Source organism: Actinocrinis sp. (assembly GCF_035605935.1).
Taxonomy (GTDB): Bacteria; Actinomycetota; Actinomycetes; order Streptomycetales; family Catenulisporaceae; genus Actinocrinis.
On the sequence record NZ_DATNGK010000064.1, the window covers coordinates 1 to 16,503 of the forward strand.

At 68.3% G+C, this 16,503-nt stretch carries 16 protein-coding genes; 9 read left to right on the forward strand and 7 right to left on the reverse strand.

Annotated features, from left to right (window positions below):
• Nucleotides 1–747: 747 nt before the first annotated feature.
• The gene (locus VN779_RS05855; RefSeq protein WP_325720937.1) at nt 748–1,455 is read right to left on the reverse strand and encodes a class I SAM-dependent methyltransferase; all 708 of its coding nucleotides are present in this window, start codon (nt 1,453–1,455) and stop codon (nt 748–750) included.
• Between the two features lie 66 nt (nt 1,456–1,521).
• On the opposite strand from VN779_RS05855, the gene VN779_RS05860 reads away from it, so the two are divergent.
• A complete protein-coding gene (locus VN779_RS05860) occupies nt 1,522–2,430 on the forward strand; it encodes an LLM class flavin-dependent oxidoreductase (RefSeq protein ID WP_325720939.1) in 909 nt (302 codons plus the stop codon).
• Between the two features lie 4 nt (nt 2,431–2,434).
• Here the strand turns inward: VN779_RS05860 and VN779_RS05865 are convergent, their stop codons facing one another.
• The 3 genes from VN779_RS05865 to VN779_RS05875 all read right to left on the reverse strand — a co-directional run bounded on the left by VN779_RS05865 (nt 2,435) and on the right by VN779_RS05875 (nt 5,169).
• Nucleotides 2,435–3,136, reverse strand: a complete 702-nt coding sequence (locus tag VN779_RS05865) for a (Fe-S)-binding protein (protein ID WP_325720941.1) — start codon at nt 3,134–3,136, stop codon at nt 2,435–2,437.
• Between the two features lie 73 nt (nt 3,137–3,209).
• Nucleotides 3,210–4,085 (reverse strand): GNAT family N-acetyltransferase, encoded by an 876-nt coding sequence (locus tag VN779_RS05870; RefSeq protein ID WP_325720943.1) that lies wholly within the window; start codon nt 4,083–4,085, stop codon nt 3,210–3,212.
• A gap of 103 nt (nt 4,086–4,188) precedes the next feature.
• Nucleotides 4,189–5,169: an NAD(P)-dependent oxidoreductase gene (locus VN779_RS05875; protein WP_325720945.1), complete on the reverse strand. Its 981-nt coding sequence runs from the start codon at nt 5,167–5,169 to the stop codon at nt 4,189–4,191.
• 261 nt (nt 5,170–5,430) lie between these two features.
• Here VN779_RS05875 and VN779_RS05880 point away from each other — a divergent pair, with 261 nt between their 5' ends.
• From VN779_RS05880 to VN779_RS05900, 5 genes are read left to right on the forward strand one after another with little or no spacing between them, the layout of a single operon-like run.
• Entirely contained in the window at nt 5,431–6,468 is a 1,038-nt protein-coding gene (locus VN779_RS05880; protein ID WP_325720946.1) for an ABC transporter substrate-binding protein, read from the forward strand.
• Nucleotides 6,465–7,280 (forward strand): ABC transporter permease, encoded by an 816-nt coding sequence (locus tag VN779_RS05885; RefSeq protein ID WP_325720947.1) that lies wholly within the window; start codon nt 6,465–6,467, stop codon nt 7,278–7,280. Before VN779_RS05880 ends, VN779_RS05885 begins: the two co-directional genes overlap by 4 nt.
• Before the next feature lie 41 nt (nt 7,281–7,321).
• Nucleotides 7,322–8,077: an ABC transporter ATP-binding protein gene (locus tag VN779_RS05890; RefSeq protein WP_349260668.1), complete on the forward strand. Its 756-nt coding sequence runs from the start codon at nt 7,322–7,324 to the stop codon at nt 8,075–8,077.
• Nucleotides 8,078–8,097: 20 nt separating this feature from the next.
• On the forward strand, nt 8,098–9,228 hold the full coding sequence (locus VN779_RS05895) for a phosphotransferase enzyme family protein (RefSeq protein WP_325720950.1): 1,131 nt from the start codon (nt 8,098–8,100) through the stop codon (nt 9,226–9,228).
• A 52-nt stretch (nt 9,229–9,280) separates the two neighbouring features.
• A complete protein-coding gene (locus VN779_RS05900; RefSeq protein WP_325720952.1) occupies nt 9,281–10,504 on the forward strand; it encodes a D-alanyl-D-alanine carboxypeptidase in 1,224 nt (407 codons plus the stop codon).
• 32 nt (nt 10,505–10,536) lie between these two features.
• On the opposite strand, the gene VN779_RS05905 is transcribed toward VN779_RS05900, so the two are convergent.
• Complete coding sequence (locus VN779_RS05905; protein WP_325720954.1) at nt 10,537–11,289, reverse strand: metallophosphoesterase; 753 nt, start codon at nt 11,287–11,289, stop codon at nt 10,537–10,539.
• Nucleotides 11,286–11,903, reverse strand: a complete 618-nt coding sequence (locus tag VN779_RS05910; protein ID WP_325720956.1) for an AAA family ATPase — start codon at nt 11,901–11,903, stop codon at nt 11,286–11,288. The genes VN779_RS05905 and VN779_RS05910 overlap by 4 nt, the downstream gene beginning before the upstream one ends.
• A gap of 68 nt (nt 11,904–11,971) precedes the next feature.
• Here VN779_RS05910 and VN779_RS05915 point away from each other — a divergent pair, with 68 nt between their 5' ends.
• From VN779_RS05915 to VN779_RS05925, 3 genes are all read left to right on the forward strand, one after another.
• Nucleotides 11,972–12,628 carry a ThuA domain-containing protein gene (locus VN779_RS05915; protein WP_325720958.1) on the forward strand — a complete coding sequence of 219 codons (657 nt, stop codon included), beginning with the start codon at nt 11,972–11,974 and terminating at the stop codon, nt 12,626–12,628.
• 63 nt (nt 12,629–12,691) lie between these two features.
• Nucleotides 12,692–15,172 carry a glycoside hydrolase family 95 protein gene (locus tag VN779_RS05920; RefSeq protein ID WP_325720960.1) on the forward strand — a complete coding sequence of 827 codons (2,481 nt, stop codon included), beginning with the start codon at nt 12,692–12,694 and terminating at the stop codon, nt 15,170–15,172.
• Between the two features lie 100 nt (nt 15,173–15,272).
• Nucleotides 15,273–15,998, forward strand: a complete 726-nt coding sequence (locus VN779_RS05925) for a hypothetical protein (protein ID WP_325720962.1) — start codon at nt 15,273–15,275, stop codon at nt 15,996–15,998.
• Here VN779_RS05925 and VN779_RS05930 read toward each other — a convergent pair whose 3' ends face one another.
• Nucleotides 15,999–16,328: a metalloregulator ArsR/SmtB family transcription factor gene (locus tag VN779_RS05930; RefSeq protein ID WP_325720964.1), complete on the reverse strand. Its 330-nt coding sequence runs from the start codon at nt 16,326–16,328 to the stop codon at nt 15,999–16,001. It lies immediately after the preceding gene.
• Between the last annotated feature and the right edge of the window lie 175 nt (nt 16,329–16,503).

A 16,503-nucleotide genomic window follows, 5' to 3' on the forward strand; every position in this document is an offset into this window, starting at 1 on the left:
GTCTGAATAAGACGAACACGGCCCGCCGACTCGATCCGAGCCGGCGGGCCGTCGCTTTTGACTGGACAACCGCTATCCGCCGCTTGTCCCGCTGAGCGGGACAGCCCGCCTTTCCCCACCCTCTAACCGCCGGCCGCCGTCCCGCTTTTCCCTCAATAAACCCCCGCGATGACATCTCCGCTACGCGGATTGAGTGCAGCGGCGAGTCTCGTTTACAACGGCTCTCGAGCACAGACGTCCTTGTGCGCTGGGTGTCTCGCGATAGCTTCGCCGACGGCGGTTGAGGGTAACGCGGGACACGCGTGCACAGGTTGTTCACGCCACCACGCGCAAACAGGGGAATCCGAGAAAGCACCCTCCATACCACCCCGAAACCCCGGAAAATAGACACAGGGAAACCATTCCGCTTTACCTTTTCCGGAGGCTCGCCATGCACACCGATCACGCGCGGAACCGTATGCGGCGTGACACGCAGCACCGGCGGGTTCGCTGGTACCGCCTTTCTGGAAAACCTGTGCACGCGTGTCCCGCGTTACCCGCAACCGCCGTCGGCGAAGCTATCGCGAGACACCCAGCGCACAAGGACGTCTGTGGCCGAGGGCCGCCGTAAACGAGACTCGCCGCTGCACCCAATCCGCGTAGCGGAGATGTCATCGCGGGGGTTTATTGAGGGAAAAGCGGGACGGCGGCCGGCGGTAAGCGGGTGGGGAAAAGCGGGTTGTCCAGTTGAACGGGACAGTCGTCCGGTTAACCGGTCCTCTGATTCTCCGGAACAGCACGAACCCAAGTTCCGTCCGGGGTTAGATACGCATCAACTCGAAGCCCTGCCTCGGCAAGAACCTGTTCGAACACCGGGGTCGTCATGGGGCGCGCGAGGTAGGTCTGGGTCCAATACGCGTCCGGGAAGTGATACTCGACGTGCACTTGCCGGACCTCGGGGCCAACCGGAACCGAGGAGACGACGCGCACCAGTCCGTCGGCTATTGGCGCCTCAATCGGAACGCGCTCGTGCCAGCCTTCGGGCTGGCGCTGCATCAGGACGCATCCATCGTCGGCGACGTGCCGTAGGCAGGTGCTCAACAGCCCGCGCTGGATCTTCGGGTCACCGGCATGGACAAGGAAAGAGGCGAGCAGCACCACATCGAACCGCTCGCCGAGGTCCAGTAGCTCGATCGGACTGCGTACGGTACGCACGCCGATGTCGGCTACCCGTTCAAGCATCTCGGGTGACTCATCGACCGCGGTCACGTCGAATCCGCGCTGCGTCATCGGCCGGGTCATCCGCCCCACGCCACAGCCGAGTTCGAGGATGGTGGCACCGGCCGGTACCGCCGCTTGAATGATGTCCACTTCCGGGCCGAGCGGAATGCGTTCGTAGAGCTCGACAGCGCAGCCGTCCGGAGTGATCGGACCGGGTCCAGTTCCCTTGTATCCCTCACGCACTATCCGTTCCATGCGATCCATCGAAGCAGCTCATCGCCTTCTACGGCGTATGTCGGTGGCCGCTGCTAGCGTGTCCACATGATCGAACAGCAGGGAAGCGCATCGAGCCGCCGCCTCGGGGTCATGTTCGACCGGTCGCTGCCGCCGGAATCGCTAGTCGGCTTCGCGCGTGAGGTCGAGGCAGCGGGCGCGGACGATCTGTGGGTGGTCGAGGATCTGCGCTGGGCCGGCTCGATCGCGTCGGCTGCCACCGTCCTCGCCGCGACTGATCGGCTGCGTGTGGGCATCGGCATCGCTCCGGCACCACTGCGCAATCCGGCCTTGCTGGCCATGGAGTTCGGCACACTGGCCAGGCTGTACCCAGACCGCCTCGCGGCGGGCATCGGACACGGCGCGCCAGATTGGATGGCGCAGGTCGGTGCGGCCGTACCGCACAAGCTCGCCCTGTTAGAGGAGACGATCACCGCTGTGCAGGCGATCCTGCGCGGCGAGGAGGTCTCGGTCGACGGCCGCGCGATTCACCTCGAGAACATCCGGCTGGTGCACCCGCCACAGCAGCCGCCGCCGGTGATCGCCGGAGTCATCGGCCCGCGCTCGCTGGAACTGTCGGGAAGGGTCGCGGACGGCACGCTGGTGGTCGAGGGGCGCGGACCGGACGACCTGCCGGGAATTAGGGCGTTGATTGAGAAGGGGCGTGCGGCCGCCGGGAACTCCAATACGCACGAGTTGGTCATCTTCACGCACCTGTGCGTCAGCGAGAACCCGGCCGAGGTGCAGGAGGCGCTCGCGCCGGTTCTGGCGGAGTACTCGCGGATGCTCGGCGTCCCAGAGTCGGAGGTCTTCACGGTCTCGGGCAACGCGGCTCAGGTCGCGCAGCGGGTGCGGCAGCTTTGGGATGCGGGTGTCGACAGCGTGATCCTGCGGCCGGTCGGGGATCAACCAGCGCGGCAGTTCGCCGAGGCGGTCGCGGCGGTGTCCGGCAGCTGACGCTTCAGTCGGTGCGCGTTGCTGCGAGAATCTCGGCCAAGTGGATCGTGCGAATCGGCGCTCCAGAGCGTTGCGCGAGGCCGCCGATGTGCATCAGGCAGGAGTTGTCGGCAGCGACGAGGTATTGTGCGCCGGTCCCGACCGCGTTGGCGAGCTTGTCGGTGCCCATCGCGACGGAGACGTCCGGATTCTTGATCGAGAAGGTGCCGCCGAATCCGCAGCACTCCTCCGCTCCTGGTAGCTCGGCGAGTTCGAGTCCTGCGACAGCGCGTAGCAGCCGCACCGGCCGGTCGCCGACGTTCAGCAGCCGCAGCGAGTGACACGTCGGATGATAGGTGACCTTGTGCGGGAAGTAGCCGCCAACGTCCTCGACGCCGAGCACGTCGATCAGGAACTCGGACAGCTCGAGCACGCGCGGCACGGCCGCGTCCGGCACGATGCTCGGATGAATGTCGCGCACCATCGCGGCGCAGGAGCCCGAGGGCGCGACCACGTATTCGTACCCTGTGAACGCCGACGCGAACGAACGCGCCAGCGCTTCCGCGTCGTCGCGGTACCCGGTGTTGTAGTGCATCTGGCCGCAGCAGGTCTGGGCCATCGGGAACTCGACCATCACGCCGAGCCGTTCGAGCAGCGCGACGGTCGCCTTCCCGGCGTCGGGGAACAACGCGTCGTTCAGACACGTGATGAACAGCGCGACGCGCACCGGCTCGGCCTCTCGTCCTCGATCAAAGATCCGATGACATCATGCTGCGCGAGCCCTCGCGATAGCAACACATTCAGTGCGGCGGCTCGAAGTGGAACACCGCGCGGTCGCCGAGCGGCCGAAAGCCCAGGCGTTGATAGAGGGCGTTACTGGTCGGATTCGCCAGATCGGTGAACAGCGAGATTTCGCGCGCCCCGCGGTCGTACGCGGTCTGGCAGGCCACGGCGGTCGCGGCCGCTGCGTAGCCGCGCCCGCGCAGCGGCTTGGGTGTGTACACCGGCCCGATCCGGATGCCGTCACCCTCAAGCAACCGCGTGATCCCGGCCATCGAGACCGGCGCCCCGTCCACCTCCCACAGCGTCAGCCCGCCGTAATCGAGGCGGTCGACCACGGCCCGCTGCGCGTTGATCACCGGTTCGCCGACCTCTTCGGAGAAGTCCACGAACCAGGTGAGCAGCAGGTCGAGGTCCGCGGTGGTCGCGACTCGTGCGGATCCAGGCGGTCCGGGTTCGGGGTTGGTCAGCTCGCCGAGTAGGTAGAGGCGGTGCCTCAACCCTTCCCTCGCCACGGCTCCGGTCTCTGCGCACCACGCGCGGGCGACCGCCTCGGCGACGGATTGCGGACCGTTGACTCCCGGCAGCGGACGTCCGGAAGCTCGCAGTGCATCGACGAGGGACTGCGTCGCCGCGCGTTCGGGCAGGTCGGAGAGGAGCAGCGGGTGAGGCGGCGTTTGCAGGAACGCGCCGCTGACCGTGCCGTCCGCGTCCTGGTACCAGCCGAAGCGCGGGCGATCGTCCCCAAAGGCCATCGGGCCGCGCTCTCGCAGCACGGAGGGCACGGAGAGCAGGATCGTGTTCTCGGTGGGTCGTGCGCGCAGGAAATCGAGCGCGGCGGCATCGAAAGCCGCCAAGTCGTCAGTAGTCTGCCAAGCCATACGCCAGTCTGGCATCCGGCCGGCACCTTCGCATCCGAGTTTCGACCCGTTGAGCAGGAACGGCGCGGCGGCCGGTGACGTGAGTGTCCGCGTCACCGGCCGCCGAAGTATGCGCTGATCAGCTTGCCGCGTTGCCCTCGGACCGCAGCTCCATGCCCGCGCCGCGCGCCTGGAGTTCGAGCAGCGCCGCGAAGTCCAGATCGCGCAGGCCCGAGGTCACCGCCTCCTGAATGCGCTGGTACGCCGCACTCGCGACGGGCATCGGACTCTCTACCACGCGCGCGGCGGCGAGTCCGAGGTCGAAGTCCTTGCGCAGCAGTTCCGTGGTGAAGGTCGGCGTGTAGTCGAGGTTCAGCATCGCCGGGGTCTTGTACCGGGTGAAGTCCGAGCCGAGCACCGAGCCGTTGAGGAACTGCATCAGGGCCGTGCGGGTGACGCCGTAGCGCTGGGCGAGCGTTGAGACCTCGGCCAGGGTCTGCGCCATGACGCCGAGGAGCATGTTGTGGCACAGCTTCACTACGCGCGCCGCGTCCCCATCGCCGACGTAGCTGACGGAGCGTCCGAGGATCTCCAGCAGTGGCAGCACCTGCTGGTAGGCGTCCTGCGGGCCGGAGACGCAGAACGAGGCGGTGCCGCCGGAGACCGCGCCAGCGTTGCCGCTGACCGGGGCGGCCAGCACGGCGGTGTCGGTCTTCGCCGCCAGCTCGCGCAGGGTGCGCGCCGCGGGCGCGTCGACGGTCGAGCAGTCCACGACGGTGCGCGGGCCTCGGTCGCCGCCGAACAGAGCGGTGGCCACCGCGACCAGGCTGGCCGGGGTGTCCACGGTGATGAAGACCGTGCGGCAGTCGGCCAGATCCGCCGGCGTGTCCACCACCTTCGCGCCGAGCGGTGCCAGTTCCTCCGCCTTCACGCGGGTGCGGTTGCACACCGCCACCTGCTGGCCCGCGCCGAGCAGCCGCGTCACCAGCGCGCTGCCCATGCGACCGGTGCCGATCCAGCCGATGCTGTTGCTCACCGCGCCGTTGCCGGCCACTGCACCGCTCGCCGCCGTGCCGTTGCCGGCGGCGGTATTTCCGGAACTGTCGTTGTCGGCAGCCATTTCCTGTTTCCCCCTTGCTCTTCTCCACTGCTCCTGCGCGCACGGTCGCGCCGCGAGATGGTGCGCTCAATCCCACGATACGGGGTATTGAAACGTGGTCAGACGGCACCCGTCCGGCGTCGGCCCGCATGATGACCGAAGTAGTCCGATATACGGAACCGCAGGTCGTTAGCGATATGATGATCGACCATGGACCTCGGGCAGCGAACCGCACGTCAAGCCACTAGCGCGCGCGTCACGGCTCGCCGTCGCATCGGCCTCATGCTCGCGCTCACCGCGGCCATCGGCGCCGTCGCGGCCTGCTCGTCTTCGTCCTCCTCGGCGTCGGCGGGTTCCGGGAGCGCATCCGCCGGGCCGCTGACCACGGTCACTCTCGCGCTCGATTGGACGCCGAACACCAACCACACGGGCATCTTCGTCGCGCAGCAGCTCGGCTATTACAAGGCTGCCGGGATAGATCTGAAGATAGTGCCGTACGGTTCGACCGCTCCGGAGACGCTGGTCGCGACGCACAAGGCCGATTTTGGCATCTCCTATCAGGACGGGCTCACGGAAGCCGCGGCCACCGGCGGCGACATCACCTCGATCTTTGCGATCACGCAGAAGACGGACGTCGTGATCGGTGTGCGCGATGACAGTGGGATCACCTCGCCCAAGCAGCTCGACGGGAAGACTTACGCGGGATACGGCTCGCCGCTCGAGCAGCCGATGCTCAAGTATGTGATCAAGCACGCGGGCGGGACGGGCGCGTTCAAGGATGTGACGCTCAACACGGACGCCTACCAGGCGCTCTACGCGGGCCAAGCGGACTTCGCGCTGCCTGAGCCGACCTGGGAGGTCATCCAGGCGCGGCTGGTCGGAAAGCCGCTGCGCACTTTCGACGTGTCCGACTACGGATTCCCGCCGATCTACTCGGCGTTGATCGCCTCTTCGCACCAATACCTCAGCGCGCACGCGGACATCGCGCGCAAGTTCCTCGCGGCGACGCTCAAGGGATACCAGTACGCTGCGGCCCAACCGCAGCAAGCCGCGAATCTGCTGATCCAAGCGAACCGGTCGGTACTTGGCGCTCAGCGCGAGCTGGTCGATCAGAGTGCTGTGCTGGAGGCGACGCAGTACTACAAGGACCCTGCCGGCAAGATCGGCGTGCAGAGTGACGCGCGCTGGAAAGCACTGACCGATTTCCTGTACAGCAATGGGATTCTGGCCGACGCCTCGGGCAAGACGCTCTCCGCGGAACCGCAGCTTTCGTCGTTGTATACGAACGCGTATCTGCCGGCTTCCGACCAAAGCCCGTGACGACGCCGGTGATCGCGGGCCGCACCGGACGCCGAGTGTGGCGCACGCTGTGGCCGCCGCTGCTTCTCGCCGTCGCGCTGATCGCCGGCTGGCAACTGGTCGGGCAGTTCGCGATCCGCGACGCGCAGGTGCTGCCGACCCCGTGGCAGGTGGTCTCGGCGGGCTGGCAGGTGCGCGGGGATCTCTGGCACAACGCGCTGCCCACGCTGGAGGAGACGGCGGCTGGATTCGGGCTCTCGTTCGTACTTTCCTGGCTGATCGCGACCGCGATGGACTTCTCCGACGCGGCCCGGCGCGCGGTGTATCCGTTGCTGGTGGCGTCACAGACCATCCCGGTGGTCGCGATCGCGCCGCTGTTCGTCGTGATCTTCGGTTTCCATCTGCTGCCGAAGGTGCTGCTGGTCGCGCTGGCCACCTTCTTCCCGCTCACCGCGTCGCTGGCCGAGGGGTTCGCCACCGCGGACGGCGACGCGATGCGGCTGCTGCGCTCGATGGGCGCGAGCCGCTGGCAGTCCTTTGCGAAGGTGCGGGTGCCTGGCGCGTTGCCGTTCTTCTTCACCGGCCTGCGAGTCTCGATCACGTACGCGATCGGCGGCGCGGTGTTCGCCGAGTACGCCGGCGCGGAGGACGGCCTGGGGATCTATATGCAGCAGATGCAGTCGGTCTTCCGAAGAGACTTGGTGTTCGCCACGATCCTGGTGATCGCACTTGTCAGTGTGCTGCTGTTCGCATCGACGTATCTGCTTGAGCGCCTGGTGACGCCGTGGCGCAGGTTCGAGACGCGGCGCGGTTCTGCCCAGGACCGCACGTGAACGGCGGCGAGCGTGCGGGAGACGGCCAGCACCGGCTCGAAGTGCGCGGGCTGACCCACGAATTCGCCAGGGCGGATCAGGCACCGCTGCGCGTGCTCGAGGGCCTTGATTTCGCGGTGCGGCCAGGCGAGTTCACCGCGATCATCGGGCCGAGCGGCAGCGGCAAGTCAACGCTCTTCAACCTCGTCGCAGGCCTCGATCGCCCGACGAGCGGGGTCATCTACGTCGACGGTCGCGCGGTGACGGGACACAGCGAACAGGTCGCGTACATGCCGCAGAAGGATCTGCTTTTCCCGTGGCGCACGATCGAGGACAACGCGGCGCTCGGCCTCGAAGTACAGGGCACCGCGAAGAGGGCGGCGCGAGCCGCGGTCCGGCCGCTGTTCCCGGAATTCGGGCTCGACGGCTTCGAGCGTTCCTATCCCGCCCAGCTCTCCGGTGGGATGCGGCAGCGGGCGGCGCTGCTGCGCACGGTCGCGATGCAGCGGTCCGTGCTGCTGCTCGACGAGCCGTTCGGCGCGCTCGATTCGCTTACCCGCACGCAGATGCAGCTGTGGCTGGCGCAGATGTGGCAGCGGCACTCGTGGACAGTGCTGCTGGTTACGCACGACATCCGTGAGGCAGTGTTCCTCGCTGACTCAGTTCACGTACTCACTTCGCGACCGGGCAGGCTCGCCGCACGGGTAGTCGTGGATCTGCCGCGTCCGCGTACCACGCAGACTTTCCTCCAGCCTGAGTTCGCCCGGCTCGAGCAGCAGGTGCTCTCGGCTCTCGGCACGACCTCGGACGTACCCTGATGTCGCACCTCGTGCACGGCATGAGTACCGAGAACGTGGCTCCCGACTGGCCAGCGCTCACGCTGGACGAGGTCGATGCGGCGCTACGCCGCTATCCGCAGGCCGGCGGCGCGCACGCGCTGACCTGGCGGTCGCCTAGGCCGCTGTCCGCTGCGGGTCTGGTCGAGACGGCGCGCGGCGGATCGGTCTTCGTCAAACGGCATCACTGGCGCGTGCGCTCGCTCGACGGATTGCACGAGGAGCATGCATTTCTCGCGCATCTTCGGCGCAGGGGCGCTGCGGTCGTCGAGGTGCTGACCGATGAGGAGGGCCGCACAGCGGTCGGCGACGGCGAGTGGACGTACGAGGTCCACACGGTCGGTGACGGCGAGGACCTGTATCGGGAGGCGATCTCCTGGTCGCCGTTTACACAGCTCAGTCACGCGCACGCCGCGGGGCGCGCACTCGCAGAGTTGCACGAAGCAGCACACGGATACGCCGCGCCGCCGCGCGCCCCGCGCCAGCTGACCGCCGGTTTCTCGATCTTCGCCGCCGACGACCCGATCGCGGCGGTCGATCAGTATGCCGCGATGCGGCCGGCGCTGGCCGAGGACCTCTCGGGGCGGTCGTGGCGCGAGGACGTGCGTCGTTGGCATCTGCCGCATCATGATCGGCTACGACCGCAGCTCGCGACGCTGGAGCCGCTGTGGACGCACAACGACTTCCACGCCTCCAATCTTTTGTGGAACGCGGCGGCGGTATCGGCGGCGCAGGTCGCGACAGTGCAGGTCGCGACGGTGCTTGACTTTGGTCTTTGCGATCGGGCGTTCGCGGTGCATGACCTCGCCACGGCTATTGAACGCAACGCGGTGGAGTGGCTCACGATTGATGAAATGGGCGACAGGGCGGTGCATGCGGACGCGGCGCTTGCGCTCGTCGACGGTTATCAGCAAATCAGGAAGCTGACAGAGTCCGAGCGCGCAGCGCTACCTGACCTGCTCGCGCTGTGTCACGCGGACTACGCCCTGAGCGAGATCGACTACTTCCGCGGCGTGACCGGCTCCGCGCAGAATGCGGAACTGGCCTACCGCTACTTCGTCGACCACACGGCCTGGTTCTCGAGCCCGGGCGGCGTCCGGTTCCTGGATCGGCTGCGCCTCCACTTGGCGTAATCTTCCGCGCGCCAGGATCAGACAAAGCACCCATTCAGCATATTTTGATCATGTGGGAAGACGACACGCCCGCTGGGCCCCGGACCGCGCATCCGCCCTCGCCGCGTCGGCGATCCGGCGGCGCCGCCGCAGGGTCCGCGTCGCGCTTTGGCTGGGATTTGGCCTGGTCGCGGGCGTCGGCGGCGGCGTGGGAGCGGTGTTCGCGGCTCCGATCCTCACGCCTAAGGTCGTGCAGGAGATCCCGGCGTCCTATGTCTTCCCGGGCACGCCGCAACCGATCCCGTGGCCAGCGTCCGGACAGGCGGCCCTCGCCTTCGCTGGGCTCGGCAGGCTCGGCTCCTCCGGCCCGGTGAACGCCGCAGCGCCGATCGCGAGCGTCGCCAAGGTGTTGACCGCCTACCAGATCCTCACCGATCATCCGCTCTCTCCCGGCGCCTCAGGTCCGACCCTCACGGTCGAGTACCCGGAGGCGGCGGCCTACGGCCGGCAGGTCGCGCAGGGACAGTCGCTCGTGCCCGTCAGGTCGGGTGAGCGGCTCACCGAGCGGCAGGCGCTCCAGGCCCTGCTGCTGGCCTCAGCCGACAACGTCGCGCAGATCCTCGCGCGCTGGGACGCCGGGAGCGTGCCGGCTTTCCTGACCCGGATCAACCGAACTGCCGTACGACTCGGCATGACCCATTCGAGGTACACCGATCCGTCCGGTCTCGACGCGGGCACGGTCTCCACGGCTCTGGATCAGCTGCTGCTCGCCGAGGACGCGATGCGCATCCCGGCCTTCGCGCAGCTGGTCGCGCAGAAGAGCGCGGTGATCCCCGTCGCCGGGTCCATTCACAACTACAACACGCTGCTGGGCCGGGACGGCGTCGTCGGAATCAAGACGGGTTCGACGATGGCGGCCGGGGGCTGCCTGATGTTCGCCGCGGATGTGGCTGCTGGCCCGAACGGCGCGACACAGCGGCTTTACGGCGTGGTCCTCGGACAGCCGGGTTCGAGTTCGACGATCCTTCCGCACGCGTTGGCCGCGGCGAAACGACTGATCGAGTCGACCGGGTCGGTCGTGACGAGCGCGACGGTGGCCCAGGCTGGCACCGGTGTCGCGATAGTAAGCGAGGCGATGCGCGATGACCGGACGCTGACACCGCAGGCAGCCGTGACGGTCGTCGGCTGGCCGGGTCTGCGATACGCGCTGCGCGTATCCGGCACGCCGTCAGCTGCGGTGTTGACGGTGCAAAGCCTTGACGAGCCGAGCTATCAGGTCGTCAGCAGCCTGCGATAGGACGTCGGTCAGTCGGCCAGTCAGCCAGTCAGTCAGAGCACGACGCGGAAGTGTGTGATCAGCCGCCACTCGTCGTCGAGGACGTGGTAGGCGAGGGCAGCGGGTGCCTCTTCGTCGATCAGACCTTCGCCGTCCCAGGGCAAGGTCGACGTCGAGATCACGGAGGGCGAGATCAGCAGCGGCAGGCCCGCGAAAGTCGTCGCGGCCGGTGAGTGCGCGTGCCCGGTGAGGATCGCGACAACGTTGCTGTGCCGCTGGAGGACGGCCGCCAGCCGCTCACCGCCGGTTTGCCGCATGCCGTCGAGGTACGGCGCGTGAACCAGCACCGGAGGGTGATGGAAGCACACGAACACCGGCGCGCCCTCCGGGGCGTCGGTCAGCACCTGGTCCAGCCACTCCAGGGTCTCGTCCGCCAAGTAGCCGCCGGGTTTCCCGGGGATCGTCGAGTCGCAGAGAGCGAAGATCGCGGCGCTGGCCGTGTACACGCGGTTGATCGGTCCGGGCTCGCCTTCCTCCCCGTCCTCGCCGAGCAGCACCTTGACGTACGCGCCGCGTGCATCGTGGTTGCCGGGGCAGGTGAACACCGGGTACGGCAGGGTCGCGATCAGCGCTCGGACTTTCTCGTACTCCTCCGGCGCGCCATGGTCCGCGATGTCGCCGGTGATGAGGACGGCGTCAACCGGACGCGGAAGCTCGGCCAGGTGCGCGAAGAGCCGTTGCGCGCGAGCCTCATTGCGCTCAGAGGTGCCGACGTGGATATCGCTGACCTGCGCGACCGTAATCACCCGCGCGCTCCGTTCACTGTACGAGCCAGCCGTTCGACCTGCTCGACGAGGTGCGCCGACGGCTGTTGTTCATTTCGATCATTCGTATTGTAGATCGCGAAATGCGGCAGCGGCGGTGGTTCGTCAGGACGCATACGCTCGATGAACTGCGCATAAGCCGCGAGCTTTGCGCCATCGCGTTCACTGCCGCGGGCGATCAGCCGTTGGCGCAGGATCTCTGGGTCGCAAGAAACCCACACCAGGTGTACCTCTCCCCCGCCGAGCTGCGCGCACCAGGCCTCCCAGCGCCCCGGGTTGCGGATCTGGCCAGTAAACGGCGCGACGAGCAGCACGGGACAGCCGAACGTGCGGATCTCCCGAGCGGTCGCCGTCAAGCCCTGATATTCGTGGAGCTTGATGTTGGCGTCATACCAGTCGCCTTCGCGCTCCCCGGGCTCTCGTCCGGACGCTGTGAGCATCGCGGCGACGAAGGAGCCGTAGATCGTGTCCTTGTCGAGCAGGGCGGGGTGTGGGTCGAGCCGGTCGGCGAGCAGCGCGGCGACCGTGGTTTTCCCGGCACCTGGGGCGCCGGCAACGATCCATAAAGGCGCGGGCGTCCCGCCGTGATCACCCATGTGAGGAATCCTCGCATACGGTGTGCGAGAGGCGTGTGACAAGCGGCGGGCCGCGCTAGGGTGGGCCGATGCAGCGCGCACTGGTGTACACGCGCACGACCCAGTACCGGCACGATTCAATCCCCACAGCCGTGACCGCGGTCGGCGAACTGGGCCGGGATGTGGGCCTCGAGGTCGACGCGACGGAAGAGCCCGCGGCGTTCGCGCCGGAAGCGCTGGCCGACTACCGAGTCGTGGTGTTCCTCTCGACCAGTGGCGATGTGCTGAGCGACGAGGGACGCGCGGCGTTCAGCGGCTGGGTGCGCGACGGCGGCGGGTTTGTCGGGGTGCATCTCGCGGCGGGCACGGAGCCGAGTTGGGACTTCTTCGGCGACCTGATCGGTGCCCGGTTCACCCGGCACCCGCCCTTCCAGCCCGCGGTCGTGACGGTCGAGGACCAGCGCCACCCGGCGACCTCGCACCTGCCGGCTCAGTGGTCGTTCAGCGACGAATGGTACGAGTTCGCGCCGAACCCACGCGGGAGCGTGCGCGTACTCGCCTCGGTGGATGAGCGCGGCTACGAAGGCGGAACGATGGGGCCGGACCATCCGTTGGCCTGGTGCCACGAGAACTGCGGCGGCAGGTCGTTCTACACCTCGCTCGGCCACGCCGAGGCCGCCTACGCCGACCCGCACTTCCGTGCGCACCTGGCGGGCGCGCTGCGGTGGGCGGCCCGCCTTGATTGAACGGCGCGGTCTCGGTTAGTGCGGGACCGGCAGTACCGCCGACAAGCTCGAACCCTGCGAATGGTGAACCACGTGACATCGAACCCGCACGCCCCGCTCGAACTCTGTTATACCCAGCCGGCCGCGATCTGGGCCGAGGCGCTTCCTGTGGGCAACGGCAGGTTGGGCGCGATGATCCACGGAACCAGGCCGATCGAGCGGATCAACCTCAATGAGGACACGTTCTGGTCCGGTCCGGCGGACACGTCCGTGCCCGAGGTCGCGCCGCAACTGATCGCCGACGTCCGAGAGCATGTGCGCGAGGGACGCCACGTCGCCGCGGGTGAGGCGTTGCGTGCGACGCAGGGTGCTGACGCCGAGGCGCTGCAACCGGTCGGGGATCTGCTGATTGAGTTCGTCGATACCGCGCTGGTCTCGTATCGCCGGTCGCTGGATCTGCGCGATGGCGTGGCTTCGGTCGAGTGGGGCGAGGAGGGGCGCCGGATCCGTCAGCAGGTGCTTGCGAGCGAGCAGTACGACGTCATCGCAGTGCGCCTGGAGACCGACGACCCTGACGGCTTGCGAGTGAATCTGAGCCTTGCGACACCGCAGCACCGAGCGGAGCTGCGTGCCGGGGATGGGCCCGAAGGCGGGGGCAAGGGCGAAGGCGAGGACGATGAGCACGCGGACGGCGGCGTGTCGCTCGCTCTGCTCCTCGCCGCGCCCCGGCACATCCTGCCCTGGCCGCATGCAGACGGGGTCGTCGACGAGGACGACGATCAGCAGTCGATCCGGGCGGCCGCGCTGTTGCGGGTCGATGCGGACGGTAGTGAACCGGTCCGCACAGGCGCGGATGACCAGCCGTACATCGCGGTGCGCGGCGCGCGGGCGCTGACAGCGTATGTGGCGATCCGCACCGGCTTCAGCGGCTGGGACACCGCCCCGACTCGCGACAGCGAGCAGTGCCTCGTGGAGGCGGCCCAGGATGTGCACCGTGCACGCGCGGACGGTTGGGAGAAGATCCGCGACGCGCACGTCGCCGAACATCGTGCCGTGATGGACCGTGTGACCCTGCACCTTCCCGGCGACGCGCCGGATCTTCCCACCGATCAACGACTGGCCCGGCGTGCGGCCGGCGAGGCCGACGAGCAGCTGTCAGTGCTCGCGTTCGCGTTCGGCCGGTATCTGCTGCTCGCCTCCTCGCGTCCCGGGACGCAGGCGGCGACTCTGCAGGGCATCTGGAACGCCGAGCTGACCCCGCCGTGGAACTGCGAGTACACGGTCAACATCAACGCGGAGATGAACTACTGGCCGGCGGAGACCACGGCGCTGCCCGAATGCCATGAGCCGATGCTGCGCCTCGTCGCGGACCTGTCCGAGGCGGGTCGTGCGGTCGCGCAGCAGATCTACGGCGCGCGCGGCTGGGCCTGTCACCACAACACGGACTTGTGGCGGCTCGCGGGTCCGGTCGGCGGCGGTCACGGCGACCCGATGTGGTCGCAGTGGCCCATGGCAGGGGCTTGGCTCTCCACCCACCTGGCCGAACGCTGGCGGTTCGGCCGCGATCTCGCCTTCCTGGCCGCGGTCGCGATGCCGGTCGCGCTCGACGCCGCGCGCTTCGTGCTCGATCTGCTCGTCGAGGACGCTGAGGGAAGGCTGGTGACCTCGCCCTCCACCAGCCCGGAGAACCAGTTCGCCACGCCGGACGGCGCGGCGAGCGTGGATCAGGGCTGCGCGATGGACCTTACGCTCGCGCGAGAGCTGTTCGGTTTCGTACTCGAAGGCGCCGAGCAAGTGCTCGCGATCGGGGTGCCGCTCACGGAGCAGGACACTGCGACGATCGCCGAAGTGCGGGTAGCGCTGGAGCGGCTGGCCCCGCTGCGGGTCGGCTCGCGCGGCCAGCTGCTGGAGTGGTCGGTCGAGCGCGATGAGGTCGATCCGCATCATCGGCACGTCTCACACCTCGTCGGCCTGTTCCCCGGCAGCGTCGTGGCGGTTGATCCGGTGCTGCGCGAGGCGGCCAGGCGTTCGCTGGAGGAGCGTGGCGACGCCGGTACCGGTTGGTCGCTCGCCTGGAAGGTCGCACTCTGGGCGCGGCTCGGCGACGGCGACGCTGCGCATCGGCTGCTCGACCAGTATCTGCATCCGATCCTGCCTGAGGGCGCTGATTCAGATGGTGAGGTCGAGGGCGCAGCGTGGTCCGGTGGCGGCGTGTACCGTTCGCTGCTGTGCGCGCATCCGCCGTTCCAGATCGACGGCAACTTCGGCGTGACGGCTGCGATCGCGGAACTGCTCGTGCAAAGCCATGCCTCTGAAGGCGGCATCCCGGTCATCGAACTCTTACCCGCGCTGCCTACGCAATGGCCGGACGGCCGGGTTACCGGGCTGCGTGCCCGCGGGGCGGTGACCATCGCCGAGCTGTCCTGGTCTCAGGGCACGCCGATTGCGGTCGTGGTCGAGGCGCAGACCGGCACGCGGGTCGAGCTGCGCTGGCGCAACGATGCGGGTGAGCCGGAGACCCGGCTGCTTGAGTTGGCGGCCGGCGAGCGTGCCGCAGTGATCTGATCCACGGCTGGCCATCGGCCGGGCCGGGATTGTTCGCGGGATTGTCATGTCCAGGCAAACTTCTCGCCGGGACGACGGGCTTCAGACAGAATCGGGCTTCATGAAGAGCGACAGTGTGTACTACGCCGATCCGCAGCTGGCCGTGGCGCGACGGCTGCAACGCGCCGGGCACTGGGAGGCCGCGCTGCGCCTGACGCCGCAGAGTGAGGACGGTGCGGTGCTGCGAGCCGAGATCCTGGTGGACCGGCACACCTGGTGTCTTGACTCCACGGATGAGGCGCGCGGCGCGATCGCGGAGATCACCGCCTCGGCGCCGGCCACCGCCGCCTTCCTGATCTCGGTGCTCGAATACTGGCGGCAGCTGACGAAGTCCGATCACCCCTTCATCGGGCCGGACCCGGTGGCAGAGTTCGAACGGCTGGACGGACAGATCGCGCCGGGCTGGGCGAATTTCTGGCTCGGGGTGGCCTTGGAGAATCTGCGGCTGGACCGGGATGGGGCGCAGGCGGCGTACCGGCGGGCGCTGGCAACCGCGCTCGAGGCGGGCGACCTGCTGCTGGAGTCGTACGTCGTGCGGCATCAGGGCTTTTATCTGCTGGAGCAGGACCGTGCGGCCGGGCTCGCCTTGCTGCGCCGCTCGCTGCATCTGCGAGCCGCCTGCGGTGCGCGGCCGCATGTCGCCGCGGCTCAGGCGGCGCTCGCCGAGGCGTTGGGGGTGGGACCGGAGTCGGTGCTGCTGCGGCGCCTGGTGGCGCGCAGCGCCGAGGAGCTGAACCTGGCCTGGCTCAAAGAGGACGCGCGCAGCCTGGTGTCGGACGAGCGCTGATCAGCGCAGCAGCGCTCGGCCGCACGCCGCGTCCGCGGCGCTGGGGCAGGACTCCAGCGCCGCCCGGTCGACCGAGTACAGCACGTTGGTCCCGTCCCGGCGGCGCAGCACGAGCCGCATCTCGGCGAGGATCTTGAGGTGGTGCGAGACCGTCGGCTGGCCCACCTCCGCGTGTTCGACGATCTCGCCGACGCTCAGCGGCCGGTGCGCCGCGGCCAGCAGGTTGAGGATCTGCACGCGGGTCGGGTCGGCCAGCGCCTTGAACCACGCCGCATAGGTCACGGCGGTGCTCCGGTCGATCAGGGCACTGCGGCTGAGGGAAACAGGCATCGGGTAGTGGCTTTCGGCGTCGCACGACACGGAGGGTTTCGGAAAGGGGCGAACTCGTCGCACCGCTGACGGACCCTGACGCCGCACGCGCCGGACCCGCCGTGACTGCGCCGACCGCACTCGGCTGCAAACCGACTGTAGTGGATTGCGGACGCAGTGCGCGCGGATATCGGCG

What these genes read in the sequence shown, in the direction of transcription:
- VN779_RS05870 (WP_325720943.1), bottom strand. Translation starts at nt 4,085, where the DNA reads ATGCCAGACTGGCGTATGGCTTGGCAGACTACTGACGACTTGGCGGCT.
- VN779_RS05895 (WP_325720950.1), top strand. Translation starts at nt 8,098, where the DNA reads ATGAGTACCGAGAACGTGGCTCCCGACTGGCCAGCGCTCACGCTGGAC.
- VN779_RS05910 (WP_325720956.1), bottom strand. Translation starts at nt 11,903, where the DNA reads ATGGGTGATCACGGCGGGACGCCCGCGCCTTTATGGATCGTTGCCGGC.
- VN779_RS05860 (WP_325720939.1), top strand. Translation starts at nt 1,522, where the DNA reads ATGATCGAACAGCAGGGAAGCGCATCGAGCCGCCGCCTCGGGGTCATG.
- VN779_RS05875 (WP_325720945.1), bottom strand. Translation starts at nt 5,169, where the DNA reads ATGGCTGCCGACAACGACAGTTCCGGAAATACCGCCGCCGGCAACGGC.
- VN779_RS05930 (WP_325720964.1), bottom strand. Translation starts at nt 16,328, where the DNA reads ATGCCTGTTTCCCTCAGCCGCAGTGCCCTGATCGACCGGAGCACCGCC.
- VN779_RS05855 (WP_325720937.1), bottom strand. Translation starts at nt 1,455, where the DNA reads ATGGAACGGATAGTGCGTGAGGGATACAAGGGAACTGGACCCGGTCCG.
- VN779_RS05880 (WP_325720946.1), top strand. Translation starts at nt 5,431, where the DNA reads ATGCTCGCGCTCACCGCGGCCATCGGCGCCGTCGCGGCCTGCTCGTCT.
- VN779_RS05915 (WP_325720958.1), top strand. Translation starts at nt 11,972, where the DNA reads ATGCAGCGCGCACTGGTGTACACGCGCACGACCCAGTACCGGCACGAT.
- VN779_RS05925 (WP_325720962.1), top strand. Translation starts at nt 15,273, where the DNA reads ATGAAGAGCGACAGTGTGTACTACGCCGATCCGCAGCTGGCCGTGGCG.